General features: G+C 69.5%; 23 protein-coding genes. 15 read left to right on the forward strand and 8 right to left on the reverse strand.

Going from position 1 to position 25818, the window contains the following annotated elements:
- The first annotated feature begins 4 nt into the window (after window positions 1-4).
- Window positions 5-2173, forward strand: coding sequence for a heavy metal translocating P-type ATPase (locus AC1U2B_RS00275; RefSeq protein WP_480215723.1), 2169 nt, complete (start codon window positions 5-7; stop codon window positions 2171-2173).
- Between the two features lie 10 nt (window positions 2174-2183).
- Here AC1U2B_RS00275 and AC1U2B_RS00280 read toward each other — a convergent pair whose 3' ends face one another.
- Entirely contained in the window at window positions 2184-4142 is a 1959-nt protein-coding gene (locus AC1U2B_RS00280) for a cytochrome c oxidase assembly protein (protein WP_480215237.1), read from the reverse strand.
- Window positions 4143-4255: 113 nt separating this feature from the next.
- Between AC1U2B_RS00280 and AC1U2B_RS00285 the strand changes: the two genes are divergently transcribed.
- Both AC1U2B_RS00285 and AC1U2B_RS00290 read left to right on the forward strand, forming a co-directional pair.
- The gene (locus tag AC1U2B_RS00285) at window positions 4256-5629 is read left to right on the forward strand and encodes a PepSY-associated TM helix domain-containing protein (protein WP_480215238.1); all 1374 of its coding nucleotides are present in this window, start codon (window positions 4256-4258) and stop codon (window positions 5627-5629) included.
- A complete protein-coding gene (locus AC1U2B_RS00290) occupies window positions 5626-6282 on the forward strand; it encodes a DUF5134 domain-containing protein (RefSeq protein WP_480215239.1) in 657 nt (218 codons plus the stop codon). Before AC1U2B_RS00285 ends, AC1U2B_RS00290 begins: the two co-directional genes overlap by 4 nt.
- A gap of 5 nt (window positions 6283-6287) precedes the next feature.
- Here AC1U2B_RS00290 and AC1U2B_RS00295 read toward each other — a convergent pair whose 3' ends face one another.
- On the reverse strand, window positions 6288-7001 hold the full coding sequence (locus AC1U2B_RS00295; RefSeq protein WP_480215240.1) for a zf-HC2 domain-containing protein: 714 nt from the start codon (window positions 6999-7001) through the stop codon (window positions 6288-6290).
- 112 nt (window positions 7002-7113) lie between these two features.
- Here AC1U2B_RS00295 and AC1U2B_RS00300 point away from each other — a divergent pair, with 112 nt between their 5' ends.
- A complete protein-coding gene (locus AC1U2B_RS00300; protein WP_260941226.1) occupies window positions 7114-8511 on the forward strand; it encodes a class II 3-deoxy-7-phosphoheptulonate synthase in 1398 nt (465 codons plus the stop codon).
- 72 nt (window positions 8512-8583) lie between these two features.
- Here AC1U2B_RS00300 and AC1U2B_RS00305 read toward each other — a convergent pair whose 3' ends face one another.
- A complete protein-coding gene (locus AC1U2B_RS00305; RefSeq protein ID WP_480215241.1) occupies window positions 8584-9825 on the reverse strand; it encodes a protein kinase domain-containing protein in 1242 nt (413 codons plus the stop codon).
- Between AC1U2B_RS00305 and AC1U2B_RS00310 the strand changes: the two genes are divergently transcribed.
- Complete coding sequence (locus tag AC1U2B_RS00310; RefSeq protein ID WP_480215242.1) at window positions 9815-10219, forward strand: Rv2175c family DNA-binding protein; 405 nt, start codon at window positions 9815-9817, stop codon at window positions 10217-10219. The two genes, AC1U2B_RS00305 and AC1U2B_RS00310, sit on opposite strands and share 11 nt — an antisense overlap.
- Before the next feature lie 64 nt (window positions 10220-10283).
- Here the strand turns inward: AC1U2B_RS00310 and AC1U2B_RS00315 are convergent, their stop codons facing one another.
- Window positions 10284-10850 carry a TetR/AcrR family transcriptional regulator gene (locus AC1U2B_RS00315; RefSeq protein WP_480215243.1) on the reverse strand — a complete coding sequence of 189 codons (567 nt, stop codon included), beginning with the start codon at window positions 10848-10850 and terminating at the stop codon, window positions 10284-10286.
- Window positions 10851-10926: 76 nt separating this feature from the next.
- On the opposite strand from AC1U2B_RS00315, the gene AC1U2B_RS00320 reads away from it, so the two are divergent.
- Window positions 10927-11529 carry a class I SAM-dependent methyltransferase gene (locus AC1U2B_RS00320; RefSeq protein WP_480215724.1) on the forward strand — a complete coding sequence of 201 codons (603 nt, stop codon included), beginning with the start codon at window positions 10927-10929 and terminating at the stop codon, window positions 11527-11529.
- A 2-nt stretch (window positions 11530-11531) separates the two neighbouring features.
- Window positions 11532-11921, forward strand: a complete 390-nt coding sequence (locus AC1U2B_RS00325; RefSeq protein WP_480215244.1) for a PPOX class F420-dependent oxidoreductase — start codon at window positions 11532-11534, stop codon at window positions 11919-11921.
- Here AC1U2B_RS00325 and AC1U2B_RS00330 read toward each other — a convergent pair.
- The 4 genes from AC1U2B_RS00330 to AC1U2B_RS00345 all read right to left on the reverse strand — a co-directional run bounded on the left by AC1U2B_RS00330 (window position 11918) and on the right by AC1U2B_RS00345 (window position 15921).
- A complete protein-coding gene (locus AC1U2B_RS00330; protein ID WP_480215245.1) occupies window positions 11918-13426 on the reverse strand; it encodes an alpha-(1->6)-mannopyranosyltransferase A in 1509 nt (502 codons plus the stop codon). The genes AC1U2B_RS00325 and AC1U2B_RS00330 overlap by 4 nt on opposite strands.
- Before the next feature lie 9 nt (window positions 13427-13435).
- Entirely contained in the window at window positions 13436-14494 is a 1059-nt protein-coding gene (gene idsA2 / locus AC1U2B_RS00335; RefSeq protein WP_480215725.1) for a bifunctional (2E,6E)-farnesyl/geranyl diphosphate synthase, read from the reverse strand.
- A gap of 116 nt (window positions 14495-14610) precedes the next feature.
- Entirely contained in the window at window positions 14611-15237 is a 627-nt protein-coding gene (locus AC1U2B_RS00340) for an LppM family (lipo)protein (RefSeq protein ID WP_480215726.1), read from the reverse strand.
- Window positions 15238-15327: 90 nt separating this feature from the next.
- Window positions 15328-15921, reverse strand: a complete 594-nt coding sequence (locus tag AC1U2B_RS00345) for a GNAT family N-acetyltransferase (RefSeq protein WP_480215246.1) — start codon at window positions 15919-15921, stop codon at window positions 15328-15330.
- Window positions 15922-16196: 275 nt separating this feature from the next.
- Here AC1U2B_RS00345 and AC1U2B_RS00350 point away from each other — a divergent pair, with 275 nt between their 5' ends.
- The 8 genes from AC1U2B_RS00350 to mraY all read left to right on the forward strand — a co-directional run bounded on the left by AC1U2B_RS00350 (window position 16197) and on the right by mraY (window position 25786).
- Complete coding sequence (locus tag AC1U2B_RS00350; RefSeq protein WP_260941234.1) at window positions 16197-16589, forward strand: SCO2097 family morphological protein; 393 nt, start codon at window positions 16197-16199, stop codon at window positions 16587-16589.
- A 377-nt stretch (window positions 16590-16966) separates the two neighbouring features.
- Window positions 16967-17401, forward strand: coding sequence for a division/cell wall cluster transcriptional repressor MraZ (gene mraZ, locus AC1U2B_RS00355; RefSeq protein WP_043403199.1), 435 nt, complete (start codon window positions 16967-16969; stop codon window positions 17399-17401).
- Window positions 17376-18518 (forward strand): 16S rRNA (cytosine(1402)-N(4))-methyltransferase RsmH, encoded by a 1143-nt coding sequence (rsmH, locus tag AC1U2B_RS00360; protein ID WP_480215247.1) that lies wholly within the window; start codon window positions 17376-17378, stop codon window positions 18516-18518. The genes mraZ and rsmH overlap by 26 nt, the downstream gene beginning before the upstream one ends.
- Complete coding sequence (ftsL, locus tag AC1U2B_RS00365) at window positions 18518-19681, forward strand: cell division protein FtsL (RefSeq protein ID WP_480215248.1); 1164 nt, start codon at window positions 18518-18520, stop codon at window positions 19679-19681. Before rsmH ends, ftsL begins: the two co-directional genes overlap by 1 nt.
- The gene (locus tag AC1U2B_RS00370; RefSeq protein WP_480215249.1) at window positions 19678-21624 is read left to right on the forward strand and encodes a peptidoglycan D,D-transpeptidase FtsI family protein; all 1947 of its coding nucleotides are present in this window, start codon (window positions 19678-19680) and stop codon (window positions 21622-21624) included. The genes ftsL and AC1U2B_RS00370 overlap by 4 nt, the downstream gene beginning before the upstream one ends.
- Before the next feature lie 42 nt (window positions 21625-21666).
- Window positions 21667-23214, forward strand: a complete 1548-nt coding sequence (locus AC1U2B_RS00375; RefSeq protein WP_480215250.1) for a UDP-N-acetylmuramoyl-L-alanyl-D-glutamate--2,6-diaminopimelate ligase — start codon at window positions 21667-21669, stop codon at window positions 23212-23214.
- A complete protein-coding gene (locus AC1U2B_RS00380; RefSeq protein ID WP_480215251.1) occupies window positions 23211-24710 on the forward strand; it encodes a UDP-N-acetylmuramoyl-tripeptide--D-alanyl-D-alanine ligase in 1500 nt (499 codons plus the stop codon). The genes AC1U2B_RS00375 and AC1U2B_RS00380 overlap by 4 nt, the downstream gene beginning before the upstream one ends.
- Window positions 24707-25786 carry a phospho-N-acetylmuramoyl-pentapeptide-transferase gene (gene mraY, locus AC1U2B_RS00385; RefSeq protein ID WP_043403184.1) on the forward strand — a complete coding sequence of 360 codons (1080 nt, stop codon included), beginning with the start codon at window positions 24707-24709 and terminating at the stop codon, window positions 25784-25786. Before AC1U2B_RS00380 ends, mraY begins: the two co-directional genes overlap by 4 nt.
- Window positions 25787-25818 lie beyond the last annotated feature (32 nt).

Below are 25818 nucleotides of genomic sequence, written 5' to 3' on the forward strand. Positions count from 1 at the left end.
CGGCATGTCGTGTGGCGCCTGCGCCACGCGGGTCGAGCGGACGCTCAACAAGATGCCGGGCGTCCGCGCCACCGTGAACTTCGGTACCCGCGTCGCCACGGTCGACGCACTTCCCGAGATCGCCGACACCGAGCTGTGTGACGCGGTCCGCAAGGCCGGCTGCGATGCCGAACCCCGGTCGGGGGCGGTCATCGGGGAGCGCGACGATGAGGACCTGTCGCAGGCCCGGTACCTGCTGCGCCGCCTGCTGGTGGCCGCGGTGCTGTTCGTGCCGCTGGCCGATCTGTCGGTGATGTTCGCCGTCGTCCCCAGCACCCGGATCACCGGTTGGCAGTGGATATTGACCGCCCTGGCCCTGCCGGTCGTCACCTGGGCGGCCTGGCCGTTCCATCGCGTGGCACTGCGCAACGCGCGCAACCGGGCCGTCTCCATGGAGACGCTCATCTCGGTCGGCGTGACCGCGGCGACCGTGTGGTCGCTGTACACGATGTTCGTCGGGCACCACGCCACCACGACCACCGGCATCTGGCAGGCATTGGCCGGCAGCGACGCGATCTACTTCGAGGTCGCCGCGGGCGTCACGGTGTTCGTACTGGCGGGCCGCTACTTCGAGGCCCGCGCCAAGTCCAAGGCGGGCAGCGCGCTGCGGGCGCTCGCCGCGCTGAGCGCCAAGAACGTCACGATCCTGCTGTCCGACGGCTCCGAGATGGTCATCCCGGCAGAGGAACTCGCCGAACAGCAGAAGTTCGTGGTGCGCCCCGGTCAGACGATCGCGGCCGACGGACTCGTGGTCGAGGGCTCCGCCGCGGTCGACACCAGTGTGATGACGGGTGAGGCCAAGCCGGTTCGGGCCACCCCTGGCAGCAGCGTCATCGGCGGCACGATCGTGCTCGATGGCCGCCTGATCGTCGAGGCCGCCGCCGTCGGTGCCGACACCCAGTTCGCCGGCATGGTGCGGCTGGTCGAGGAAGCGCAGGCGCAGAAGGCCGAGTCGCAGCGCCTGGCCGACCGCATCGCCTCGGTGTTCGTGCCGTGCGTCTTCGGCATCGCCGCGCTGACCGCGCTGGGTTGGGCGCTGGCCGGCGCGGGTCCGGACAAGGTGTTCGCCGCGGCGCTGGCGGTCCTGGTCATCGCCTGCCCGTGCGCGCTGGGCCTGGCCACGCCGACGGCGATGATGGTGGCGTCCGGACGCGGCGCCCAACTCGGCATCTTCCTCAAGGGGCACCGCTCGCTGGAGGCGATCCGGGCCGTCGACACCGTCGTCTTCGACAAGACCGGCACCCTGACCACCGGGCACCTGGCCGTCACCGCGGTCACCGCTGCCGACGGCTGGCAGTCCGATGAGGTGCTGGCCCTCGCTGCGGCGGTGGAGTCGGCTTCCGAACATGCGGTCGCGGTGGCCATCACCACGGCCGCGCCGGAACACGGGGCAGTCACCGATTTTCAGGCCGTCCCCGGCCGCGGCGTCGTCGGCACCGTGGGGGAGCGCGAGGTGCGGATCGGCAAGCCGTCCTGGGCGGCCGGCCGTGCCGCGGTGCCGCTGGCCCTCGCCGAAGCGCGCCGCAGCGCCGAATCCCGTGGGGAGACGGTGGTTTTCGTGGCCGTCGACGACCAGCTGTGCGGTGCCGTCGCGGTCGCTGACGCGGTCCGTGAATCGGCTGCCGGTGCCATCGCCGCGCTGCACGAACGCGGGCTGAAGACCATCCTGCTGACCGGCGACAACCCCGCGGCCGCCGCCGCTGTGGGTGCCGCGGTCGGCATCGACGACGTCATCGCCGACGTCCTCCCGGACGGCAAGGTCGACGTCATCCAGCAGCTGCGCGACCGCGGCCGCATGGTCGCGATGGTGGGTGACGGCATCAACGACGGCCCGGCGCTGGCCTGCTCGGATCTGGGTCTGGCGATCGGCCGCGGCACGGATGTGGCGATCGGTGCCGCGGACATCATCCTGGTCCGCGACAGCCTGGATTCGGTGCCGCAGGCCCTGGACCTGGCCAAGGCGACCATGCGCACCATCCAGATGAACCTGGTGTGGGCGTTCGGCTACAACATCGCCGCCATCCCCGTGGCGGCCGCCGGCCTGCTCAACCCACTGATCGCGGGCGGGGCGATGGCCTTCTCATCATTCTTCGTGGTGTCGAACAGCTTGCGGCTGCGCAACTTCGGCCGCTGAGCCGAGGGAACTACTGCTGGCCGCGCTGGCGGGCCAGCTCCCGCAGCATTGCGTTGTAGGCATCGAGGTCGTCGTCGCCGTCGCCGTAGTCAGCGTCGGCGTGCCGATCCGCGCGGGAGGCGGCGCGGCGATCCTGCCGCGCCCACTGCGCCACCAGCGCGATGACCACCAGAATCACCGGCAGCTCGCTCGAGCCCCAGGCGATGGCGCCGCCGAGGTGCTGATCGGCGCCGATGCTGGACAGCCACGGCAGGCCGACGAAGCGGTAGAACGAACCGCCGATGGTGGCGGTCATGGTCATGGTCGCGATGCCGAAGAACGCGTGAAAAGGCATGACCGCGAACAACAATCCGAGCCGGCCGAGGAACGGCAGGCGCTTGGGTCCCGGGTCGATGCCGATGATGCCCCAGTAGAAGAGGTAGCCGACCAGCAGGAAGTGCACGCTCATCAACTCGTGGCCCCAGTGGTAGCGGACCAGGGTGCTGAAGATCGGGGTGAAGTACACCGCGTACAGCGACGCGACGAACAGCACGAACGCCACGATCGGATTCGACAGGGCGGCCGTCACTTTCGAGTGCACGAGCCACAGGATCCATTCGCGCGGCCCGGGCGGGGCACCTTCGCCGGCGGCGGGCAGGGCGCGCAGGGCCAGGGTCACCGGGCCGCCCAGCACCAGGAGCACCGGGACGAACATGTTGAGGGTCATGTGCTCGCCCATGTGCACGCTGAACATCGCGGACCCGTAGGCCCGCACACCCGAGCTGCTGGTGAAAAGCAGTACCGCACAGCCGATCAGCCACGCGATCAACCGGCCGACCGGCCACTCGTCGCCGCGGCGTCGCAGCTTCACATACCCGTACGCATAGGCGCCCGCGAGCACGATCGCACCGATGCCGATGAACGTGTCGAACCGCCAGACCGTCAGCAGCCGAACCACATTCGGCGGGTCGGGCAGCTCGTAGCCGAGGAAGACGTCCCAGGTCGTGTACTTGTGGTGCAGCAGGCGCGGCGCCGTCTGCACGGCCATGGCGGCCACCGCGGCGAGCGCCGTGATCGCGGGCAGGCAACTGGCCAACCGGGACGGCTTGTCGCGGCGCAGTGCCGCGGCATCGGTGATCCAGGACGCGGCCAGCGCGATCGCGGCGACGATCGCCCACCGCCCGTAGCCGCTGCCCGTCAGCCCGGTGGGGCCGAGCTGTTCGGCCAGCAGCAGCACGCCGTAGATCAGGGCCGCGGTTCCGCAGGCAACCTGGATGATCAGCACACGCCGGTAGAGGTCGGCGGCCGGCGGGCTGATGACGGCGGCGATCTTGGTGCCGGCCAGCACCGCCAGCGCCACCGCGAACACGATCACCGCGCTGGTTGTGTAGTCGTGGTCAGGACCTTCGCTCGCGTTGCCGGTGACCGGCAGCGCCAGCACGCCGATCACGCTGGGCAACAACAGCACGACCATGGCGATCCAGCGCAAGCTGAACCGCAGCGTCAGTGCGACCAGCGCGGCGCACAGGGTGGCGGCGATCCAGCCGCGGGACATCTCGGAAGCGCCGATGGCCTCGCCCAGCCGGCCGCTCTCCACCAGCCGAAGAGCCGGCGCCCCCGCATCTGTGGCTGCCTGCACCACCACCATGAGCGCCGAGGCGACCAGCCAGACCAGCGAAACCCGTTCCAGCACAAGGTGGACACGGAAGGCCGGTGGGTCGATGACGCCCTTGGCGTCGGGTCGTGCGGTGGTGACGACGTAGGCCAGGCCGCCGAGACAGATCGCGCCGGCGAAGAGGGCGGTGAAGTACCCGACCGGCTCGGCCACCGAGGTGAGCGTTCCGGGGAAGCTGTCGCCCGTCGCGACGAAGCGCTGGTCACCCGAGATGAGCGCGTAGGTGACCAGGGCGGCCACCGCGGCCAGATAACCCAACATCGGCAGTGCGAACCTGCCGGCCTGGCGCGGCGTCGGCGCCTCGTCCGAGCCCATCGAAATACCGGCCTTCCACCTGAAGAACTGATCAGGCCCAGTCTACGACCAGGTGTCGTAGAAATTTTCCGGGCGCAGGAACTCTTGGCGCTGCGGGCCGACCAATACCAGTTGTGAGTCATACCCAGCTGCCCGAATCGGACGCCCCCACCGCGACCGATCCATCGGTGTGGAAGCGCTTTCGCCCGGCATTGTTGCGGCTGCACTTCTACGCCGGCTTGTTCGTCGCGCCGTTCATCCTCATCGCGGCTGTCACCGGGCTGCTGTACGCGGTGATCCCGCAGATCGACAGCGCGGTGTACCGGCACGAGCTCACCGTCGACCACGTCGGTGAGCACCGATTGCCGCTGGCCGAACAACTCGTCTCGGTCCGCCGCGCGCACCCCGAAGGCACCGTCACCAGCATCCGGCCGCCCGCCGCGCCGGACGAGACGACGCAGGTGACGCTCGCGGTGGACGACGTCCCGGCCGACTACGCGCGCACCGTGTTCGTCGATCCGTACACGGGCGCGGTGCGCGGCGCCCTGACCACCTATGGCCAGTGGTTGCCGGTACGGGCCTGGTTCGACGAACTGCACCGCAACCTGCACCTCGGGGCGTTCGGGCGGAACTACAGCGAGCTGGCGGCCAGCTGGTCGTGGGTGATCGCCGGCGTCGGGCTGCTGCTGTGGATCGGACACAACCGGGGAGAGTCGCGTCGGTTGGTCGTCCCGGATGTGCGGGCGTCCGGGCGTCGCCGGCTGCTGTCGTGGCACGGCACGCTCGGGGTCTGGATCCTCGCGGCGGTGGCGCTGCTGGCGGTGTCGGGCATGACGTGGTCCCGGTTCGCCGGCGAGAACGTCGCGGCGCTGCGGACGCAGCTGAGCTGGACCAGCCCGTCGGTGGACACCGCTTTGCCGGGGCAGGCCACCGGGGCGACCCTCGACGAAACCACCGCACTGCGCGGAGCCGACGCGACGCTGCAGGTGGCGCACGATGCGCATCTGCGGACCCCGATGTGGATGTATCCGCCGACGACGACGGGCCAGGGCTGGCAGGTCGCCGAGCGCAAGCGGGACTGGCCGACGCAGTACGACGCCATCGTCGTCGACCCGGCCACGAGCAAAGTGACCTCGCGGCTGGACTTCGCCGAGTGGCCTCTGATGGCCAAGATGACCGACTGGGTCATCGACCTGCACATGGGCGTCCTGTTCGGCCTCGTCAACCAGATCGCGCTCATCGCGGTCGCCGTCGCGCTGATCGTCGCGATCCTGCTCGGGTACCGCATGTGGTGGCGCCGGCGACCTACCCGCGGTGACGGATTCGCCCTGCCCACCGGCCAACGGCGCGGCGCGCTGTCGGCGCTGCGTCCCTACGAGGCGGTGCTGTTGGTGGTGGTGCTTGCGGGCGTCGGCTACTTCGCCCCGCTGTTCGGCCTCACCCTGGCCCTGTTCGTCGCGGCCGACGTGGCTCTGGGTTGGCGTCAGCGTCAGCAGGTGACCAAGTGATCGCGGACATCTGGCTCCGGCTGCTCGTCAGCGGCCTGTTCCTGCTGAGCGCCGCCCAATGCGTCTACGCCCTGGTCACGGCGCGCGAGGACCGAACCTGGGTCGACCAGATCAGCCGTCTGCTGCATCTGCTGATGGACGTGGCGATGCTGGTCATGGCGTGGCCAGCGGGCATGGGTGTGCCGAACCGGCCGCCGATGGTGTTCTTCCTGCTGGCCGCGGGCTGGTTCGCGGTCGTCCTGGTGACGCGCGCCGGCCACCGGGTCGCCGACGGCTATCACTCGGTGATGATGCTGGCGATGGCGTGGATGTACGCGGTGATGGACGGCCGGCTGCTGCCCGGGCAGTGCGCGGGGACAGCCGCCGACGCGCCGCAGCCGGCGTCCTCGATGCCGTCCATGCCGGGCATAGACATGTCCGGGCCGGCGTCGCATTCCGGTGCGATGGGCGGCTGCGGGCACCCGGCGCAGTGGGTCACCGGCGTGAACTGGGTGGTCACCGTGCTGTTCGGGATCGCCGCGGTGTGGTGGGCCATCCGCTACTTCGCGGTGCGCCAGGAGCGCCCGGACGCCCCGGCCCGCCTGTGGTTCGCCGTGGCCTGTCAGGCCATGGCGGCGGCCGGTATGGCGATCATGTTCGCCGTGATGGTCTAGCTGGGTTAGGCCGCGTTGCCGTCGGTGGGCCACAGGTGGCCCCGGCGGCGGCCGCGGGACGCATTGCCCGGCAACGTGATGTCGTCGAGCGTGGGTGCCGCGTCGCGGTCCGGCCGGGGCGGCTCGAGGGTGTGGCGGCGCCAGACCAGCACGGTCAGCACCACACCGGCCAGCGCCGGCAGATGGCTCAGCATGCGCACCGCGCCTACCGCGCCGGTCAGTCCGTCGACGACGACATATCCGGTGAGTACCAGCGTGAACACCCCGCCGACCACGGCCAGGCCCAGGGCCGCGGCGGGCCGGGCGGCGGCCACCAGCATGGCGACGCCGAGCGCGACGGACCACGCCGTCGACTCGTTGACCACGTGCCCGCCCATCGCATGCCCGACGTGCACCCCGATGCTGACGCCTGCCGCCTGGAGCACGGCCAGCACGATCTGGATGGACCCCACCGCCGCCAGGCTGATGCGCAGCCAGTCGATGCCGGCGGGGCTGTCGGGAAGGGCAGGTTGAGAGACCGTGTCGGCCACTGCGGTGATCCTGGTGCGGTCCGAGGCGATCAGCCCGCGCAGCAGCTGCATCTGGCTGTTCATCTCGTCCTGCCACTGCCGGCACTCGGGGCAGGACGTCAGGTGCTCGTCGACGCGGCGCGCGGGGACGGGTTCGTGCTCGCCGTCCATGCGCGCGGACAGCGCCTCCCGAGCAATCTCGCACTCCACATCGTCAATAGTCGCGCACCGGGCCCGGTTTTCTCCCGGTGGTCCCAAATCCGTCTTTCAGGGCCGTATTGGCGGGTAAATACCCGCTGGTCGGCGCCGGTACCATAGACACGTGAACTGGACCGTCGACGTACCCATCGACCAGCTGCCCGAGCTGCCCCCGCTGCCAGAGGACCTGCGCGCCCGTCTTGCCGACGCACTGTCCCGTCCGGCGGCGCAGCAGCCCAGTTGGCCCGCGGACCAGGCCGCTGCGATGCGCAAGGTGCTCGAAAGCGTGCCGCCCATCACGGTGCCGTCCGAGATCGAGAAGCTCAAGCTCCAGCTGGCCGATGTGGCGCAGGGCAAGGCGTTCCTGCTGCAGGGCGGCGACTGCGCCGAGACCTTCGTCGACAACACCGAGCCGCACATCCGGGCCAACATCCGGACCCTGCTGCAGATGGCCGTCGTGCTGACCTACGGCGCCAGCATGCCGGTGGTCAAGGTGGCCCGCATCGCCGGGCAGTACGCCAAGCCGCGCTCGTCGGACATCGACTCGCTGGGCCTGACGTCCTACCGCGGTGACATGGTCAACGGTTTCGACCCGGACCAGGCCGTTCGCGTGCACGACGCGTCGCGTCTGGTGCGGGCCTACGCCAACGCGAGCGCCGCGATGAACCTGGTGCGGGCGCTGACCTCGTCGGGTCTGGCGTCGCTGCAGCAGGTGCACGAATGGAACCGCGAGTTCGTCCGCACGTCGCCGGCGGGTGCCCGGTACGAGGCGCTGGCGGGCGAGATCGACCGTGGCCTGAACTTCATGACGGCCTGCGGCGTCAACGACCGCAACCTGCAGACCGCCGAGATCTACGCCAGCCACGAGGCCCTGGTGCTCGACTACGAGCGCGCGATGCTCCGGCTGTCCACCGAGTTCCCGCTCGAGGCCCCCGAGCCCCGCCTGTACGACCTGTCGGCGCACTACGTCTGGATCGGCGAGCGCACCCGTCAGCTCGACCATGCGCACATCGCGTTCGTGGAGACCATCGCCAACCCCATCGGCATCAAGATCGGCCCGACGACGACGCCGGAAATGGCCGTCGAGTACGTGGAACGTCTTGACCCGCACAACATCCCGGGCCGGCTCACGCTGGTCAGCCGGATGGGTAACGGCAAGGTGCGCGACGTGCTGCCGGGCATCATCCAGAAGGTGGAAGCCTCTGGTCACCAGGTGATCTGGCAGTGCGACCCCATGCACGGCAACACCCACGAGAGCTCGACGGGCTACAAGACCCGGCACTTCGACCGCATCGTCGACGAGGTGCAGGGCTTCTTCGAGGTGCACCGCGCACTCGGCACGCACCCGGGCGGCATCCACGTCGAGATCACCGGCGAGAACGTCACCGAATGTCTTGGTGGGGCGCAGGATATCTCCGACGACGACCTGGCCGGCCGCTACGAGACGGCGTGCGACCCGCGCCTGAACACGCAGCAGAGCCTGGAGTTGGCGTTCCTGGTCGCGGAGATGCTCCGCGACTAGACCACCCCGCCGAGTGGCCACCTGTCGCACGATTTCGTGAGAAATCCCTGCGGTAGGTGGCCTTTCGGCGTTTTAGAGCAACCCGTTGAGATTGGTGCCGAGCGTCCAGGCGCCCGCGGCGGTGAGCGCTGTCAGGGTCAGGATCGCGATGAGCCAGAACAGCACGGCGCGCCGCGATCGCTGCCTGGCCCAGGCGAAATCGTCGAGGGCGATCCCGGCGAATTGCTTTGCCGCCACGGGTGATTCGAGCAGCGCGGGGTCCATCGCCGGATCCATCGTGAACTGCAGGGTGTGCTGGGGCGCCGGTTTCGGCGCCGCTGCCCGACCCGTCGCGACCGTGGTGCGCTCCGCGCGGCCGCGCTGGGCGGCTGCCGCGGTGTGCTGTGCGGAGTTCTGCGGCGCGGGCACCTGAAATTCGGGCAGGCCCAGATCGGTGACGATGGCAGCCAGCTCGGCGGCCATGTCGCCGGCGTCGAGGTAGCGGTCGTCGGGTGTGCGGGCCGTCGCGCAGGCCACCAGATCGTCGAATTGCTTTGGCACACCCGCGATTGCCGCGCTCGGCGGCGGCACGTCCTGATCCAGCCGCTGATACGCCACGCTCAGCGGGGTGTCGCCGGTGAACGGTGTGGTGCCCGTCAGGAGTTCGTACGCCAGGATGCCGACGGAGTAGACGTCGCTGCGCGGGTCGGCGTCGCCGGTGCTGACCTGTTCGGGGGAGAGGTACGCCGCGGTGCCGAGGATGACGCTCGTCGACGTGATCTTGGCCTCAGCGACGGCCCGCACCAGCCCGAAATCGGCGATCTTGACCTCGCCGGTGTCGGAGATCAGGACGTTCTCGGGCTTGATGTCACGGTGCACCAGGCCTGCTTGGTGGGCCACCGCCAGGCCGTCGAGCATCGGGGCCAGTACGGCCGCGACCGCGTGCGGCGGCATGGGGCCGCGCTCGCGCAGCAACTCCCGCAGCGTGCCGCCCTCGACCAGTTCCATCACCAGGAACGGATGGCGGCCGTCGAATCCCTGGTCGTAAACCGCAACCAGGCCAGCGCTTTTCAGGCCGGCGGCCGCGCGGGCCTCGCGCTGGAACCGGGTCAGGAACTGCTCGTCGCCGGAATACCGCGAATCCATCACCTTCAGCGCCACCAGGCGGTCGAGCCGGGTGTCGAGGCCGCGGTACACCGTCGACATGCCGCCGCTGGCGATCGGGGCATCGACCCGGTAGCGCCCGTCCAGTACCGCACCGATCAGTGGGTCCAGTTGGTGGGATGGCTGCACCCGGCAATGGTACGGCTCTAGAATCTCCTGCGTGAGCAGCATTCCGGCCGCCGAGGACGTTATCGATCCCGATGAAGCGGTCTACGATCTTCCCGCAGTGTCAGCCATGCTGGGTATTCCGGTGACCAAGGTGCACCAGCAGCTGCGGGACGGTCACCTGATCGGGGTGCGCCGCAACGGTGCCATCGTGGTGCCGAAGATCTTCTTCGACGCCAAGGGCCATGTCGTCAAGCAGCTGCCGGGCCTGCTGGTGCTGTTGCGCGACGGTGGTTACGACGACACCCACATCGTGCGGTGGTTGTTCACCGCCGACGAATCGCTCACGCTGACCCGCGACGGCAGCACCGAACGCACCGCCAACGCGCGTCCGGTCGACGCGCTGCATTCGCACCAGGCCAGGGAAGTGCTGCGCCGCGCCCAGGCCATGGGTTACTGACGGCACCGCCGGCCGTCGACCAGTGACGGCACCGCCGTCTATGCGCCACTGACGGCACCGCCGTCTACGGGTTACCGAGTAACCCAGCCAGCACCGGCGCCATGATCCGCACGATGTCCTCGTCGGAGGCGGCGGCCAGGTCGGGGAACTGCAGCAGGTAGCGCTGGCTCGCGATACCCATCAGCGCCGCGCTCAGCAGGGCCGCCCGCAACCGCGCGTCGGGCCCGTCGATGTCTGCCGCGACTGACGTGACGACCTGGTCGGTCACCTTGGCCCGCAGCAACTCCAGCGCGTCCGGGCTGGTCATCGCGGTGCGGAGCAGCACCGCCATGGGGCCGTCGGGGTCCGCGGCCCAGGCGGTCAGCAGGCCCTGCAGGAAGTTCTGTGCGGTCTCGGCGGGATCGGCCGTCGTCATCTCCCCGACGGGAATCGTCCACTGCACCGCCTCGTGGAACAGCTCCTGCTTGCTGCCGAAGTGCTTGATCACCGACGCCTTGTCGACGCCGGACAATTCGGCGATGCCCCGGATGGTGGCTTTCTCGTAGCCGGCCTCGGCGAACACCTTTCGCGCGGCCAGCAGAATCCGCTGCCGCGTGCGCTGGCCCTTGCGCTCTGGGGTCGGTGCAGTCACGGTCACATCCTCTCAGGGAACAAAAGTAAACATGCGGTGCGTTATTCTGGCAGACATTCGACGAGGAGGAAATGTGATGGATTGGGATGGCGCTTACCGCAACGAGGATGCGCCCGCATGGAACATCGGCGAGCCGCAACCTGAGTACGCCGCACTGATCGACCAGGACGGAGTCGTTCAGGGCGAGGTGCTCGACGCCGGCTGCGGTTACGCCGAACTCGCCCTGGCCCTCGCGGCGCGGGGCCACACCGTGCACGGGATCGACCTGACGCCGACGGCCGTCGTGGCGGCCACCGCTGCCGCGGCCGAACGGGGTTTGCACACAGCCACTTTCGAGCAGGCGGACATCAGCGCGTTCACCGGGCACGACGGGCGATTCGGCACCATCTTCGACAGCGGCCTGCTGCACGCCCTGCCGGCGGAACTGCGGGACGGCTACCTGCAGTCCGCCTACCGAGCGGCGGCACCCGGCGCCACGTTCTACATCCTGGCCTTCGGCACCGGAGCGTTCCCCGACCACGACGGTCCGGGCCCCACTCAGTTCACGGCAGACGAACTGCGCCAGATCGTCTCGAAGCGCTGGCAGGTGGACAGCCTCCGGCCGGCGCAGCTGCAGGCCGGCGCCGGTGCTGAACAGGTGCGGCTGCCCGGACACCTCGTCGTCGCCAGGAAGGCGTGATCATGTCATTCACCCCGGCTGAGCGGGACTTCCTGGGCGCCCAGCCCATCGGGCGCCTCAGCACCATCGGGCCTGGGGGACAGCCGCAGATCCGGCCGGTGGGAGTGCACCTGGGGCCGGACGGGACCGTCGACATCGTCGGCCACGCCCTCGCCTCAACGCAGAAGTGGCGCAACGTCATCGCCGATCCGAAGGTGGCGTTCATCGTCGACGAGGTCACCTCGGTGGCGCCGCCGCGGGCGCAGGGGATCGAGGTCAGGGGCACCGCGCGGGCGCTGCCCGGCGCGGGGAGCACCGACGGCGGGCTCAGCGGAGACATCATCCGGCTGACGCCCACCCGGATCATCAGCTGGGGCATCGACGGCGAGGGCACGCGGGCCCGGAACGCCTAGCGGGCGGGTTCGGCGGGCTCGGTCTCGACGGCCGGCTCCGGTGCGTGCGCCAGTGAATACCACGCCGCCACGGCGCATCCCGTGGCCAGGATGACGTGTAGCCACGAGTACATGCCGTGCGATCCGTCGGGTTTGAAGATCACCATGATCCAGGTCGAGAACCCGGCGATCAGCGCGATCGCCGACCGGCTCTGCGCCAGTGCCGAGACGATTGCCAGTGGCCAGGTGTAGTACCAGGGCAGCGCGGCGGGCACGAACAGCACGACGACGGCCATCACCAGCGCGATGCCGATCAGCGCTTCCCGGTCGGTGTGGCGGAATCGCCACCACAGCAACGGGAGTGAGATCGCGATGATCGCGATGCCGATGATCCGGGTGACGTCCAGTACCGCGTAGAAACTGACGGTGGTGAACAGCCCGCCGATGGCGTGGATCAGGTTGGCTATGGCGGTCGGGATGGTCAGCCAGTTGACGATCTTGACCGAGCCCGCCAACGCCGTCAGCCAGCCGAGCCCGACGCCCGCCGCGACCGTCACCACGGCGAACACCACGGTGAAGATCGCCCCGGACGCGGCGGTGGCCGCGAGCCAGGTGCGCACCGCGCCCCACGGGTGTCGTTCGCGCAACTGGCGCATCCAGACCCACACCATGAACGGAAGTGCCAGTCCCGCGGTGGCTTTCACCGCCACCGCGAGGGCGATCAGGCTGACGCCGGCGATGGGATGGCGTTCGAAGGTGAGCGCGATGGCGGCCATCATCAGCCCCACCATCAGCATCTCGTTGTGGACGCCGCCCATCAGATGGATGATCACCAGCGGGTTGAGCACGCAAATCCACAGGGCGGCAGCGCTGTTGGCGCCGACGTGCCGGGCCACCCGGGGCGCGGCCCAGATCAACATGATCAGACCGGGCAGCATGCACAGCCGTAGCAGCATGGTGCCCTGCACGACATGGTCGCCGACGATCATGGTGACGAACTTGGCGACCAGGATGAAGGCCGGTCCATAGGGCGCGGTGGTGGTGGTCCAGATGGGACTCACGTTGTCCAACAACGAGTTCGGGTTGTCCACCGGCCCGACCAGGTAGGGGTCGAGGCCGTCGCGCAGCAGCGCGCCCTGCGCCAGGTACGAGTACGTGTCGCGGCTGAACACCGGGACGCTCAGCAGCAGCGGTGCCAGCCAGAAGCCGGTCGTCGCGATCATCGTGTAGTCGGTCGCGGTCCGGTCCACCACGCGCCGGCCCAGCGCCAGCCAGGCGATCAGCATCAATGCGACGCCGGTCCACAGCAGGATCGACGACACCACCAGCCCATGGCCGAACCGGAACCATGACAGGTGCATCGACTCCAGCAGCGGATCGTGCTGCCGGGTGCTCCCGGCGCCCAAGCCGCCCAGCGCGATCAGGATGGCGCCGGTGAAGCCGAGCAGCGCGGGGCGGCCCTCGTCGGATCGCCCGAACGCGATCAGCCGGGCCAGCGCCCCGGGCGCGGTAGTCGAGGTGGTCATGGTCGGCGCCTACGCGGACCGGTTCGACGCGCGCCGGGCGAGCTCGGTGAGCCCGGTCTTGGCGCCCTCGTCGATGGGGGCCGCGGCCAGCGCGTCCAGTCCACGTTCGGTGAGCAGAGAGATGCGCTGCTCCACGGCGGCCAGCGCACCCACGGACTCGATGACGCCGCAGAGCTCGCTGACCTGGCCGTCCGTCAAGTCGGTGCCGATCGCGTTGCGCAGCAGGTCCGCCGCGGTCGGGTCGGAGTTTTCGGCGAGTTCCACGGCCTCGGCCAGCAGCACGGTGCGCTTGCCCGAGCGCAGATCGTCACCCGACGGCTTGCCGGTGACGGCCGGGTCGCCGAACACTCCGAGCACGTCGTCGCGCAACTGGAACGCAATGCCCAGATCGGTGCCGACAGCATGGAAAATCTTCTGCACGTCGGGCCGGTCGGCGGCTGCCGCGGCGCCCAGCTGCAGCGGCCGGGTGACGGTGTACGACGCGGTTTTGTACAGGTTCACGTTCATGGCCGAGGCGACGGTGTCGGCGCCGCTGGATTCGGCGACGATGTCGAGGTACTGCCCGCCGAGGACCTCGGTGCGGATGTGTGCCCACACCTCGTTGACCCGCCGCCGCGCATCGGCCGACAGGTCGGCGTTCGAGACCACGTCGTCCGCCCAGGACAGTGCGAGGTCGCCGAGCAGGATGGCTGCGGACAGCCCGAACTGCTCGGACGAGCCACGCCAGCCCTGCTGGCGGTGCCGCTCGGCGAACAGCCGGTGCACCGTCGGCAGGCCGCGCCGGGTCGCCGAACAGTCGATGACGTCGTCGTGGACCAGGGCGCAGGCCTGCAGCAGTTCCAACGCGGAGAACAGGCGCAACACCGCCGGGTCGGCCGGGTGGCCGGGATCGGGCGCGACCGCGCGCCAGCCCCAGTAGGCGAACGCCGGGCGGACCCGCTTGCCGCCGCGCAGCACGAACTCTTCGAGTGCTCCGGTGACCTCGGCGTAGGCGTCGCCGATGTAGGCGCTGTCTCGCCGGCGTTCGGCGAGATAGTCGCGCAGTTGATCTGTGATGGCATTCGCCAGCTCGCCAGCCGACGGACCTGCGGCATCGACGCTCAGCGCGCGTCCCCTCTCCTGACCCCGGAATTGTGCATCCAGATTAGAGGGTGCCGGGTCGCCGGTCGGACACAGTGACAAAGTCACTCATCGGACACTGCGGCGAGCTTGGGGGAGCGGTCGCGGCTCCAGTAGGCGAGGCCGCCGATGATGCCGGCGATCGCGAAGGCCAGGACGGCCATCCAGATCGCGGCCGTGGTGAACGAACGCGCGCTCGGGTCGGTGTAGCGGGCCTGGGCTTTCATGGTGCTCACGACGCCGGGTTTGAGCTTCCACTGGACGATGTCGCTGGCCACGCGCTCGCCGTTGGTCGACGTGACGTCGCCGGGGAACGCCACCGACAACGTGACATCGGAATCCGGGTCGGTCACCGTGGTCAGGTCGACGCGGCCTTCGAGGATCACCAGGTCACCGGCACGGCGCAGCGAGATGTCGGCGCCGGCCGAGTCCCGGCTCAGGTTGGCCAGCTGGGGCACCTCGGAGAAGCTCAGGTCCGAGAACACGGCCTCGGAGCCGACGTAGTCGTCCTTGCGGTAGTCCGAGACCGCGACCTTCTGCGCGAACGGCAGGTTGTTGGTCAGCTGCGGGCCCTTGTCGTCGGCGTCCTTGGCCTTCGCGGAGGCGACGATCTGGCCGGACACCCGGTCGTCGGGCGAGACGGTGAGCGAGGTGTGGACGCGCACGCAGCCGACCGCGAGGGGGAGCAGCATCAGAAACAGCAGCAAGGCACGCAGGTGGCGGCGGCGGTTCACGCCGTTATCGTGCCAGATCGGGGCAGGGTCAGCGGCACACCGGATGGATCACAGTGGCAGGGCTCGGCCCAAAATGGCGAACGGCCGTGGATCACCGGGGAAGAAGTAGCTGCGCATGACGTCGTGGAATCCCAGCCGGCGGTACAGCCGCCAGGCCCGGTTGCCTTCGCCGAGGATTTCCGGGGTGGACAGCAGGACATGGGATTCCGCGCAGCCGGCGAGCAGTCGACGGGTCAGTGCCTCGCCGAGTCCCAGGCCCTGGGCCCGTGGGTGGATGTGCAGTTCGGTGAGTTCGAAGTACCCGTTCAGTAACTGGTCGATGCGTTCGCTGGGCGTGCCGACCTGGCGCAGGCCGGCGGCGACCTGTTGGTACCACCACTGATCGGGTGCGCCGCGGTACCCGTAGGCGACGCCGAGCATGGGAGCGGATCGAAGTGCCGCGTCGGGGGTCTCGTCCTGGCTGGGGACGTCGAACGCGGCGACGCCGGTCCAGCCGTCGCGTCGGGTGTGGTCCAGCCACATCGACGCGCGCTGACGTTCGGTGCCCCGCGGGTAGCGCATGGCGTCGACGTAGACGGACAGCGCGTCGTCGAGTCGGTGCTGCATGTCAGCCGGCGACAGATCGGTCAGGAGCGTCGCCACGGTGTGAGCCTTTCGGTGCATCAGGGAGGTCTTGGGAGGTGGGTGGGAACGTTGAAGGAGGTGGGCGGGAACGTTGAAGGAGGTGGGTGGGAACGTCGAAGTCGGGTTGCGCAGCAGGCGCTGTCGCCCGGCCGACGTCCCAGTCTTACAATTCGGGAGTCTGAAGTATGTGGTACGTGTCTGTGTGACCTCGTATCATGACTGTTAGGGATCCGTGACCACGGGTGCAGACGTCAGGAGCCGCTGCGGGCAGCGGTGTGAGTTGGGAGGCGCGGATGCCACTCTCCGATCATGAGCAGCGCATGCTCGACCAGATCGAGAGTGCGTTGTACGCCGAGGACCCGAAGTTCGCTTCGAGCGTCCGGGGCGGCACGCTGCAAGCGCCGTCGGCACGGCGGCGGCTGCAAGGCGCGGGGCTGTTTGTCCTCGGTCTGGCGTTGCTGGTGCTGGGTGTGGCGTTTCGAATCCTGTGGATCGACCAACTCCCGATCCTGAGCGTCATCGGCTTCGTGGTGATGTTTGCCGGTGCGGTGTTCGCGGTGACCGGTCCCCGGAAGCTCTCCAAGGAGAAGTCGGCGCCGTCTGCCGGCAAGTCCAAGCGCGCTCGCGCTGGTAACTCGTTCACCAACCGCATGGAAGACCGGTTCCGTCGCAGGTTCGACGACTAACCGTTCACGCGTGACACAGGGGTAGCCGATTCGGCTGCCCTTGTTTTGTTTTTCGCCGGTCCAGTGACGGTGTGACGTGCGACACGCCGGGTCGGTAGCGAAATTTGCCGGAGGCGGCGTCCGCCCCGTTTTTTCAGGGCTTGCGCTCCGCGGCCCCCCACAACGCCCCACCGCACTCCCGCATGCCCTTCCAGCTGGGATTTTGGTGCACAGCCAGGCCGTTTGATGCCGTCCTCCACCCCTGAGTTTCGGTGGTTGCTGCGCCGAGTGGGGCAGATAAGGCCATTTTTAGACTTGGAATGGAGTGAAGTGGGGGATTGTGGGGTAATGTGGCGGACATCGGAGAGACCGGACTCCGGAGTGGCGGGAGGTGCCTGGTGTTTTTGGGTACCTACACGCCGAAGCTCGATGACAAGGGGCGACTGACGTTGCCCGCCAAGTTCCGCGATGCACTGGCAGGAGGGTTGATGGTCGCCAAAAGTCCAGATCACAGCCTCGCCGTGTATCCGAGGGTTGAGTTCGAAGCCGAGATTGCCCGCCGCGTGGCGAGCACTCCTCGAAACGATCCCGCCGCTCGTGCCGACCTGCGCGTTTTCGCCGCGGGCGCCGACGAGCAGCACCCCGACGCTCAGGGCCGTGTCACCCTGTCCGCCGATCACCGTCGCTACGCGAGCCTGACCAAGGAATGCGTCGTGATCGGTGCGGTGGACTACCTCGAAATCTGGGATGCCGCGGCCTGGCAGACCTACCAAGACACTCACGAAGAGAACTTCTCCGCGGCAAGCGATGAAGCGCTCGGCAGCACCCTTTGACCTGCAGGCCCGTGCAGCGTGGCCTCTGTCCGAACCGGCCCTGGCGTACTTCCCCAACGTCAGGTCCGCGAACTCGGACAGAGACCTCGCTGCGGGGGCCGCACAAATCCACCAGCTGAAGCCTTTTGGGGGTGTTGCGTTGACCGATCGTCGGCCGCACATTCCGGTGCTGCTGGACCGCTGCGTCGAGCTGCTGGCCCCAGCACTCACCAGGCACAGCGCCGACGGCGCCGTCATGATCGACGCGACGCTGGGCGCCGGTGGCCACTCCGAAGCCTTCCTGACTCGCTTTCCCGGTCTGACGCTGATCGGCCTGGACCGGGACCAGACCGCGCTGCGGCTGGCGTCCGAGCGCCTCGCACCGTTCGCTGACCGGGTGCACCTGGTGCACACCGCGTATGACGGCATCGACGATGCACTGACCCAATCCGGTTACCGCCCAGGTGAATTGGACGGCATCCTGTTCGACCTCGGGGTGTCCTCGATGCAGCTCGACCAGGCCGAGCGTGGCTTCGCCTACGCGAAGGACGCGCCGCTGGACATGCGGATGGACCAGACGTCTGGCCTGACGGCGGCAGACATCTTGAATACCTATGACGCCCGGACGCTCACTCGCGTGCTGCGCGAGTACGGCGAGGAGAAGTTCGCGTCCCGCATCGCCGGCGCGATCGTCCGCGAACGGGCCCAGCGCCCGTTCACCACGACGACCCAGCTGGTCGAGCTGCTCTACGCGGTGATCCCGGCCCCGGCCCGTCGCACCGGTGGGCATCCGGCCAAGCGGACGTTCCAGGCGCTGCGCACCGAGGTCAACGGGGAGCTGGACTGCCTGCGCGCGGCGATACCCGCCGCGCTGGACGCGCTGCGGCCCGGCGGCCGGATCGCCGTCGAGGCCTATCAGTCGCTGGAAGACCGAATTGTCAAGGGGTACTTCACCGATGCCATCGCATCGCGTACCCCGGAGGGCCTGCCGATGGAGCTGCCCGGCTACGAGCCGCTCTTCACCTCGTTGACCCGGGGTGCCGAACGGGCCGACGACCACGAACTCGAATTGAATCCGCGTAGCGCGTCGGTTCGCCTGCGTGCATTGGAAAAAGTTGTCACAAGGGGAGGTCTGTGATGGCAAAGCGGCCAGCGCCGGTACGCGGCGGCAACGCTCGACGGGGGACCCGGTCCGGCGAGGCAGAGCCGCGCCGGCGCACAGCGGTACGGCAGGACCCCGTGGACAAGCGGGATGTCAAGCGGGACAACAAGTCCGGTAGCAAGGGCGAAGCCCGCGTCAAGCGCGGCAAGCGCGACGTCCGGCCGCAGCGGTCCAAGCCCACCGGTGCCGGTCCGCAGACCACGCCGTTCGCACGGCCGACCGCGGCGCCGTCACGCCCCAAGAGCGCGTCGCAGGCCAAGGCCCGGGCCAAGGCTCGTAAGGCCAAGGCGCCCAAGGTTGTTCGCACCCCGCTGCGGGAGCGGATGCTCATGCGTATCGCCGAGATGGACCTCGACCCGCGGCACCTGATCGCGCGGGTGCCGTTCGTCGTGCTGATCATCGGGGCGCTGGGCATGGGCCTTGGCGTCACGCTGTGGCTGTCGACTTCCGCTGCCGAACGGTCCTACGAGTTGGGCCGCGCCAAGGAGATCAATCAGGCGCTGCAGCAACAGAAAGAGGCGCTCGAGCGTGACGTGCTGGTGGCGCAGGCCGCGCCGGCGCTCGCCGATGCGGCCCGCAACCTCGGCATGATCCCGTCCCGCGACACCGCGCACCTGGTGCAGGACCCGACCGGCAACTGGCTGCTGGTCGGCAGTCCCAAACCGGCGCAGGGGGTTCCGCCGCCACCGCTGAACACACCGCTGCCCGAGGTGGCCCCGCCCGCCCCGGCCGCCCCACGTCCGGCCCCGGCGCCTGCCGCGGCTCCCGCCCCGGTCCCGGCACCTGCCGCGGCTCCGGTCCCGGGTGCAGTTCCGGTCCCCGGCGCTGTTCCGGCCCCGGCCGCCGCTCCGGCGCCACTCGTGATCGACCCGCGGGAACAGGTCGTACATGCGCCGGCGCCCGTGGCACCGGTGCTTCCGGTCCCGGCTCCCGCCCTTGCGGCGCCCGTCCCGGCGGCACCGGCCCTCCCGGTGCCCGGACTGGGCACGCTGCCCGGCCCGGCTCTGCAGCCGGAGAGCGTGCTCCCGGCTCAGGCCGCGCAGGTTCAGGCGCCGCTGCCGGTCCAGGTCCCGGCACAGATTCCGGCCCCGGTGCCGGCCCCGCTTCCGGTGCCGTCGGCCCCCGGCGCCCCCGCATGAGCGGCAAGAGCCCGCGCAGGACCGGCGCGCAGCGGACGGCCGCGCCTCGCAAGCGGCAGCCCACCGCCAAACCGCGTACCGCGCAACCGCATTCGGCTCACGAACGGCGCACCCGCGAGGCCGTCGTACCCGAGGGCCGCACGGGCTCGTTCGGGTTCCGGCACAAGACCGGCAACATCGTCATCGCGCTGGTGCTGCTGGCCTCGGCAGTGCAGCTGTTCTTCCTCCAGGGCCCGCGGGCTGCCGGTCTGCGCGCCGAAGCGGCCAGCCAGCTCAAGGTCACCGACGTGGAGAAGGCGGTGCGGGGCAGCATCGTCGACCGCAACAGCGCCAAGCTGGCCTTCACCATCGAAGCCCGCGCGCTGACCTTCCAGCCGAACCGGATTCGCCAGCAGCTCACCGAGGCGAAGGCCAAGACCCCGGCGGCACCCGACCCGGACAAGCGACTCAACGAGATCGCCGTCGGCGTGGCCGGTCTGCTGAACAACAAGCCCGACGCCGCGACCCTGGCCAAGAAGATCACCGGCCGGGACTCGTTCGTCTACCTGGCCCGCGCGGTCGATCCCGCTATTTCCGACGCCATCACCAAGAAGTACCCCGAGGTCGGCGCGGAGCGTCAGGACATCCGGCAGTACCCCGGTGGCTCGCTGGCCGCGAACATCGTCGGCGACATCGGCTGGGACGGCCACGGCCTGCTCGGCCTCGAAGATTCCTTCGACGCAAAGCTTTCCGGCACCGACGGCTCGGTCACCTACGACCGCGGCTCGGACGGTGTGGTGATCCCCGGCAGCTACCGGGACCGGCATGACGCCATCAACGGCGCCACCGTGCAGCTCACCCTCGACAACGACATCCAGTACTACGTCCAGCAGCAGGTGCAGCAGGCCAAGGACATGTCCGGCGCGCGCGACGTGTCCGCGGTGGTCCTGGATTCGAAGACCGGCGAGATTCTGGCCATGACGAACGACAACACGTTCGATCCGGCGCAGGAACTGAACCGGCAGGACGACAAGCAGATGGGCAATCTGCCCGCGACGTCACCGTTCGAGCCGGGTTCGGTCAACAAGATCGTCACCGCGGCGTCGGTCATCGAGTTCGGCCTGTCGAATCCCGATGAGGTGCTGCAGGTTCCGGGCAGTTACAACATGGGCGGCGTCACCATCCGCGACGCCTGGGGCCACGGCGTCGACCCGTACACCACCACCGGTGTCTTCGGGAAGTCCTCGAACATCGGCACCCTGATGCTGGCCCAGCGGGTCGGCCCGGAGCGCTTCGCGGACATGCTCACGAAGTTCGGCCTCGGCCAGCGCACGGGCTCGGGTCTGCCGGGTGAGAGCGCGGGGCTGGTTCCGCCGATCGATCAGTGGTCGGGCAGCTCGTTCGCGAACCTGCCCATCGGACAGGGCCTTTCGATGACCCTGCTGCAGATGACGGGCATGTACCAGGCCATCGCCAACGACGGTCTGCGCATCCCGCCCCGCATCGTCAAGTCGGTCGTCTCGGCCGACGGCACCCACCAGGATCAGCCGGCACCCGAGAGTGTCCAGGTCGTCTCCCCGCAGACGGCGGCGACGCTGCGCAACATGTTCCGCGCGACCCTCCAGCGTGACCCGCGTGGCACCCAGCAGGGCACCGGCTGGCCGGGCGCCGTCGAGGGGTACCAGATGGCCGGCAAGACCGGTACCGCGCAGCAGATCAACCCGGCCTGCGGCTGCTACTACGACGACGATCACTACTGGATCACCTTCGCCGGCATGGCACCGGCGGACGATCCACGCTACGTCGTCGGCATCATGGCCAACAACCCGCTACGCAATGCCGACGGCACGCCCGGACACTCGATGGCACAGCTGTTCCACAACATCGCGGCGTGGCTGATGCAGCGGGAGAACGTGCCGCTGTCGCCGGACCCTGGTCCGCCGCTGGTCCTGCAGGCCACCTGACGGGCCGGTTGCCCGTCACCGGCCCGGTACTGTGTCATGGCCATGTCTTTGCCTACCTTGCGCCCCGCTGATCCCGCCGGAGCCGCGCTGGGCTCGTTGGCCGACCACGTTGGCGCAGCGCTGCCAGCCGGTGCCCAGGCCCGGGAGCTGCGGGTCACCGGCGTCACGCTGAGCAGCCGGGACGTCGTCGCCGGTGATCTGTTCGCGGCGCTGCCAGGTTCGGCCGCACATGGCGCGCGGTTCGCCGCCGACGCCGTCGCTGCCGGGGCCGCCGCGGTACTGACCGACCCGGAGGGTCTGGAGCTGCTCGACATAGGTGTCCCAGTGCTGGTGCACGCCGACCCGCGGGCGGTGCTGGGTGAGGTCGCCGCCGAAATCTACGGCCGGCCATCCGAGCGGCTGCGTGTCATCGGCATCACCGGGACCTCCGGCAAGACCACGACCACCTATCTGGTGGAGGCGGGGTTGCGCGCCGCGGGGCGGGTGGCCGGACTGATCGGCACCGTCGGTATCCGGATCGACGGCCGCGACCTGCCGAGTTCCCTGACCACGCCCGAGGCGCCTGCGCTGCAGGCGCTGCTGGCCGCGATGGTCGAACGCGGAGTGGACACCGTCGTCATGGAGGTGTCCAGCCACGCGTTGTCGCTGGGCCGGGTGGACGCCCTGCGCTTCGCCGCCGGCGGTTTCACCAACCTGTCGCGGGACCATCTGGACTTCCATCCGACGATGGACGACTACCTGGACGCCAAAGCCCGCCTGTTCCAACCGGATTCGCCCAACCATGCGGCAGTGTCGGTCGTCTGCGTGGACGACGACTGGGGCCGCCGGATGGCCGCCCGCGCCGCCGACCCGGTGACCGTCAGCACCACCGGTGACGCCAACTGGACCGTCGCCGCTATCGAAGCGGACCGCGAGGGCCAGCGGTTCACGGCCGTCGGGCCCGMCGGCGCCCGGCACGGGCTGCGGATCGGCCTGCCCGGCGGCTACAACGTCGCCAACGCGCTACTGGCCGTGGCGCTGCTCGACGCCGTCGGCGTCACCCCGGAGCAGGCCGCGCCGGGACTGGCCACCGCCAGCGTGCCCGGCCGCCTACAGCCCATCGACCGCGGACAGGACTTCCTGGCCCTCGTCGACTACGCGCACAAGCCGGGTGCTCTGGAGGCGGTGCTGCAGACGCTGCGCCCGCAGACCCAGGGCCGGCTGGCGGTGGTGTTCGGGGCCGGCGGCAACCGGGACGCCGGGAAGCGCGAACCGATGGGGCGTATCGCCGCGGAGCTGGCGGATCTGGTGGTCATCACGGACGACAATCCGCGCGACGAAGATCCCGACCTCATCCGGGCGACCATCGCGGCGGGCGCCGCGGACGGATCGGCCGAGGTGGTGGTGATCGGCGACCGGCGGGCGGCCATCGACCATGTCGTCGGCTGGGCCCGTGCGGGGGACACGGTCCTGATCGCGGGCAAGGGACACGAGTCGGGCCAGACCCGAGCCGGTCAGACCCGGCCGTTCGATGATCGTGATGAGTTGGCTGCCGCTCTGGATAAGGCCCTGCATGCTGCGACCTTGAAGACTGGAGAGTCACCCGCATGATCGACCTGACCCTGGCGGAGATCGCCGACATCGTCGGCGGCGAGCTGTCCGACGTCACAGCTGAGGCTGCCGCCGCGACGCACGTGACCGGGACCGTCGAGTTCGATTCGCGGGCCGTCACGGCGGGCGGTTTGTTCCTGGCGCTGCCGGGTGCCCGGTCGGATGGGCATGACTTCGCCGCGGGCGCGGTGGCGGCGGGCGCCGTCGCGGTGCTGGCGGCCCGGCCGGTCGGGGTGCCGGCCATCGTCGTGAAGCCGGTTGCCGGACAGGTTGATTCGTCCTCGGGCGCGCTGGAGTACGACACCGACGGCTCGGGTGCCGCGGTGCTGGCGGCATTGGGCAGACTCGCCCGCGCGGTCGCCGACCGGTTGGCCGCCGGGGGATTGCGGATCATCGGCGTCACCGGCTCGTCGGGCAAGACGTCGACAAAGGATCTGCTGGCCGCGGTGCTGGCGCCGCTGGGTGAAGTGATCGCGCCGCCGGGATCGTTCAACAACGAGCTCGGCCATCCGTGGACGGTGCTGCGGGCCACCCCGGAGACCGACTTCCTGGTGCTGGAGATGTCGGCGCGGCACCCCGGCAACATCGCCGCCCTCGCCGCGATCGCACCGCCGTCGATCGGTGTGGTGCTCAATGTCGGCACCGCGCACCTCGGTGAGTTCGGCTCGCGCGACGTCATCGCTGCGACGAAATCCGAACTGCCACAAGCTGTCCCGGCGACCGGTGTCGTCATCCTCAATGCCGACGACCCAGCGGTGGCCGCCATGGCGGAGCGCACCGAAGCCCGCGTGGTGCGGGTATCGCGGTCTCCCGGAGCCGATGTCTGGGCCGGTGACGTCACGCTCGACGAGCTGGCCCGCCCGCGCTTCACCCTGCATGCGGGGGAGCAGCACGTCGACGTCGCGCTGGCGGTGCACGGCGATCATCAGGTGGCCAACGCGCTCAGTGCCGCCGCGGTCGCGCTGGAATGCGGCGCGAGCCTGCAGCAGGTGGCCGACGCGCTCGCCGGTGCCGGCCCCGTCTCCAAGCACCGCATGCAGGTCAGTGCCCGCGCCGACGGTGTGGTCGTGGTGAACGACGCCTACAACGCCAACCCCGACTCGATGCGGGCGGGCCTCAAGGCGCTGGCCTGGATGGCCAAGTCGGCGCGTGCCGAGTCCGGCGCGCAGGTGCGTAGCTGGGCCGTGCTCGGCGAGATGGCCGAACTGGGTGACGACGCCATTGCCGAGCATGACAGCATCGGTCGACTGGCCGTGCGTTTAGATGTGTCACGACTGGTTGTCGTCGGAACCGGGAGGGCTATGGGCGCCATGCAACACGGCGCGGTGATGGAAGGTTCGTGGGGCAGCGAAGTATCGCCCGTCCCCGATGCCGCTGCCGCACTCGATTTGCTGCGTGCCGAGCTGGAGCCCGGCGATGTCGTGCTGGTCAAGGCCTCGAACTCGGCCGGGCTGGGCACGCTGGCTGAGGAACTGGCGCGGGAGGGGCAAGCGTGATTCAGATCCTGTTCGCCGTCGGCATCGCGCTCGCGGTGTCGATCGTGCTCACGCCGGTGCTGATCCGGCTGTTCACCCGCCGGGGTTTCGGCCACGAGATCCGCGAAGACGGTCCGGCCAGCCACCAGAAGAAGCGCGGCACGCCGTCGATGGGTGGCGTCGCGATCGTGACCGGCATCTGGTGCGGCTATCTCGGCACCCACGTCGTCGGGCTGTTGGTCGACGGCGAAGGGCCGTCGGCCTCGGGTCTGCTGGTGCTCGGGCTGGCCACGTCGCTGGGTGCCGTCGGCTTCCTCGACGATCTGATCAAGCTTCGTCGGGCCCGCAACCTGGGTTTGAACAAGACCGCCAAGACGGTCGGTCAGCTGGTGTCCGCCGTCCTGTTCGGTGTGCTGGTGCTGCAGTTCCGCAACGCCAACGGGCTGACGCCGGCGAGTGCCGGCCTGTCCTACGTGCGCGAGATCGCGACCGTCACCCTCGGGCCGCTGCTGTTCGTGTTGTTCATCGTGGTGCTGGTCAGTGCCTGGTCCAACGCGGTCAACTTCACCGACGGCCTGGACGGCCTGGCGGCCGGTGCCATGGCGATGGTCAGCGCGGCGTACGTGCTGATCACGTTCTGGCAGTACCGCAACGCGTGCGCCACCAGCCCGGGACCGGGCTGCTACAACGTCCGCGATCCGCTGGACCTGGCACTGGTCGCGGCCGCGACCGCGGGCGCCTGCATCGGATTCCTCTGGTGGAACGCCGCGCCGGCCAAGATCTTCATGGGCGACACCGGTTCGCTGGCGCTCGGCGGCATCATCGCCGGTCTGTCGGTGACCAGCCGGACCGAGACGCTGGCCATCGTGCTCGGCGCCCTGTTCGTCGCCGAGGTCACCTCGGTGGTGGTCCAGATCCTGGCGTTCCGGACCACCGGTCGCCGGGTCTTCCGAATGGCGCCGTTCCATCATCACTTCGAGCTGGCCGGCTGGGCCGAGACCACAGTGATCATCAGGTTCTGGTTGCTCACCGCGATCGCCTGCGGGCTCGGCGTGGCGCTGTTCTACAGCGAGTGGCTGTCGGCGGGTGGCCGCTAGACACGCGGCTCCCAGCCAACATCCAGTATGTG

The sequence above is a fragment of the Mycolicibacterium sp. P4_G11 genome (assembly GCF_056555145.1).

Bases quoted from the DNA above. Each gene is read 5' to 3' on its own strand.
- AC1U2B_RS00275 (WP_480215723.1), top strand. From the start codon at position 5: ATGTCGTGTGGCGCCTGCGCCACGCGGGTCGAGCGGACGCTCAACAAG.
- AC1U2B_RS00280 (WP_480215237.1), bottom strand. From the start codon at position 4,142: ATGGGCTCGGACGAGGCGCCGACGCCGCGCCAGGCCGGCAGGTTCGCA.
- AC1U2B_RS00305 (WP_480215241.1), bottom strand. From the start codon at position 9,825: ATGCTGCTCACGCAGGAGATTCTAGAGCCGTACCATTGCCGGGTGCAG.
- AC1U2B_RS00320 (WP_480215724.1), top strand. From the start codon at position 10,927: ATGGATTGGGATGGCGCTTACCGCAACGAGGATGCGCCCGCATGGAAC.
- AC1U2B_RS00325 (WP_480215244.1), top strand. From the start codon at position 11,532: ATGTCATTCACCCCGGCTGAGCGGGACTTCCTGGGCGCCCAGCCCATC.
- AC1U2B_RS00330 (WP_480215245.1), bottom strand. From the start codon at position 13,426: ATGACCACCTCGACTACCGCGCCCGGGGCGCTGGCCCGGCTGATCGCG.
- AC1U2B_RS00340 (WP_480215726.1), bottom strand. From the start codon at position 15,237: ATGCTGCTCCCCCTCGCGGTCGGCTGCGTGCGCGTCCACACCTCGCTC.
- AC1U2B_RS00350 (WP_260941234.1), top strand. From the start codon at position 16,197: ATGCCACTCTCCGATCATGAGCAGCGCATGCTCGACCAGATCGAGAGT.
- rsmH (WP_480215247.1), top strand. From the start codon at position 17,376: ATGAAGCGCTCGGCAGCACCCTTTGACCTGCAGGCCCGTGCAGCGTGG.
- ftsL (WP_480215248.1), top strand. From the start codon at position 18,518: ATGGCAAAGCGGCCAGCGCCGGTACGCGGCGGCAACGCTCGACGGGGG.
- AC1U2B_RS00370 (WP_480215249.1), top strand. From the start codon at position 19,678: ATGAGCGGCAAGAGCCCGCGCAGGACCGGCGCGCAGCGGACGGCCGCG.
- AC1U2B_RS00380 (WP_480215251.1), top strand. From the start codon at position 23,211: ATGATCGACCTGACCCTGGCGGAGATCGCCGACATCGTCGGCGGCGAG.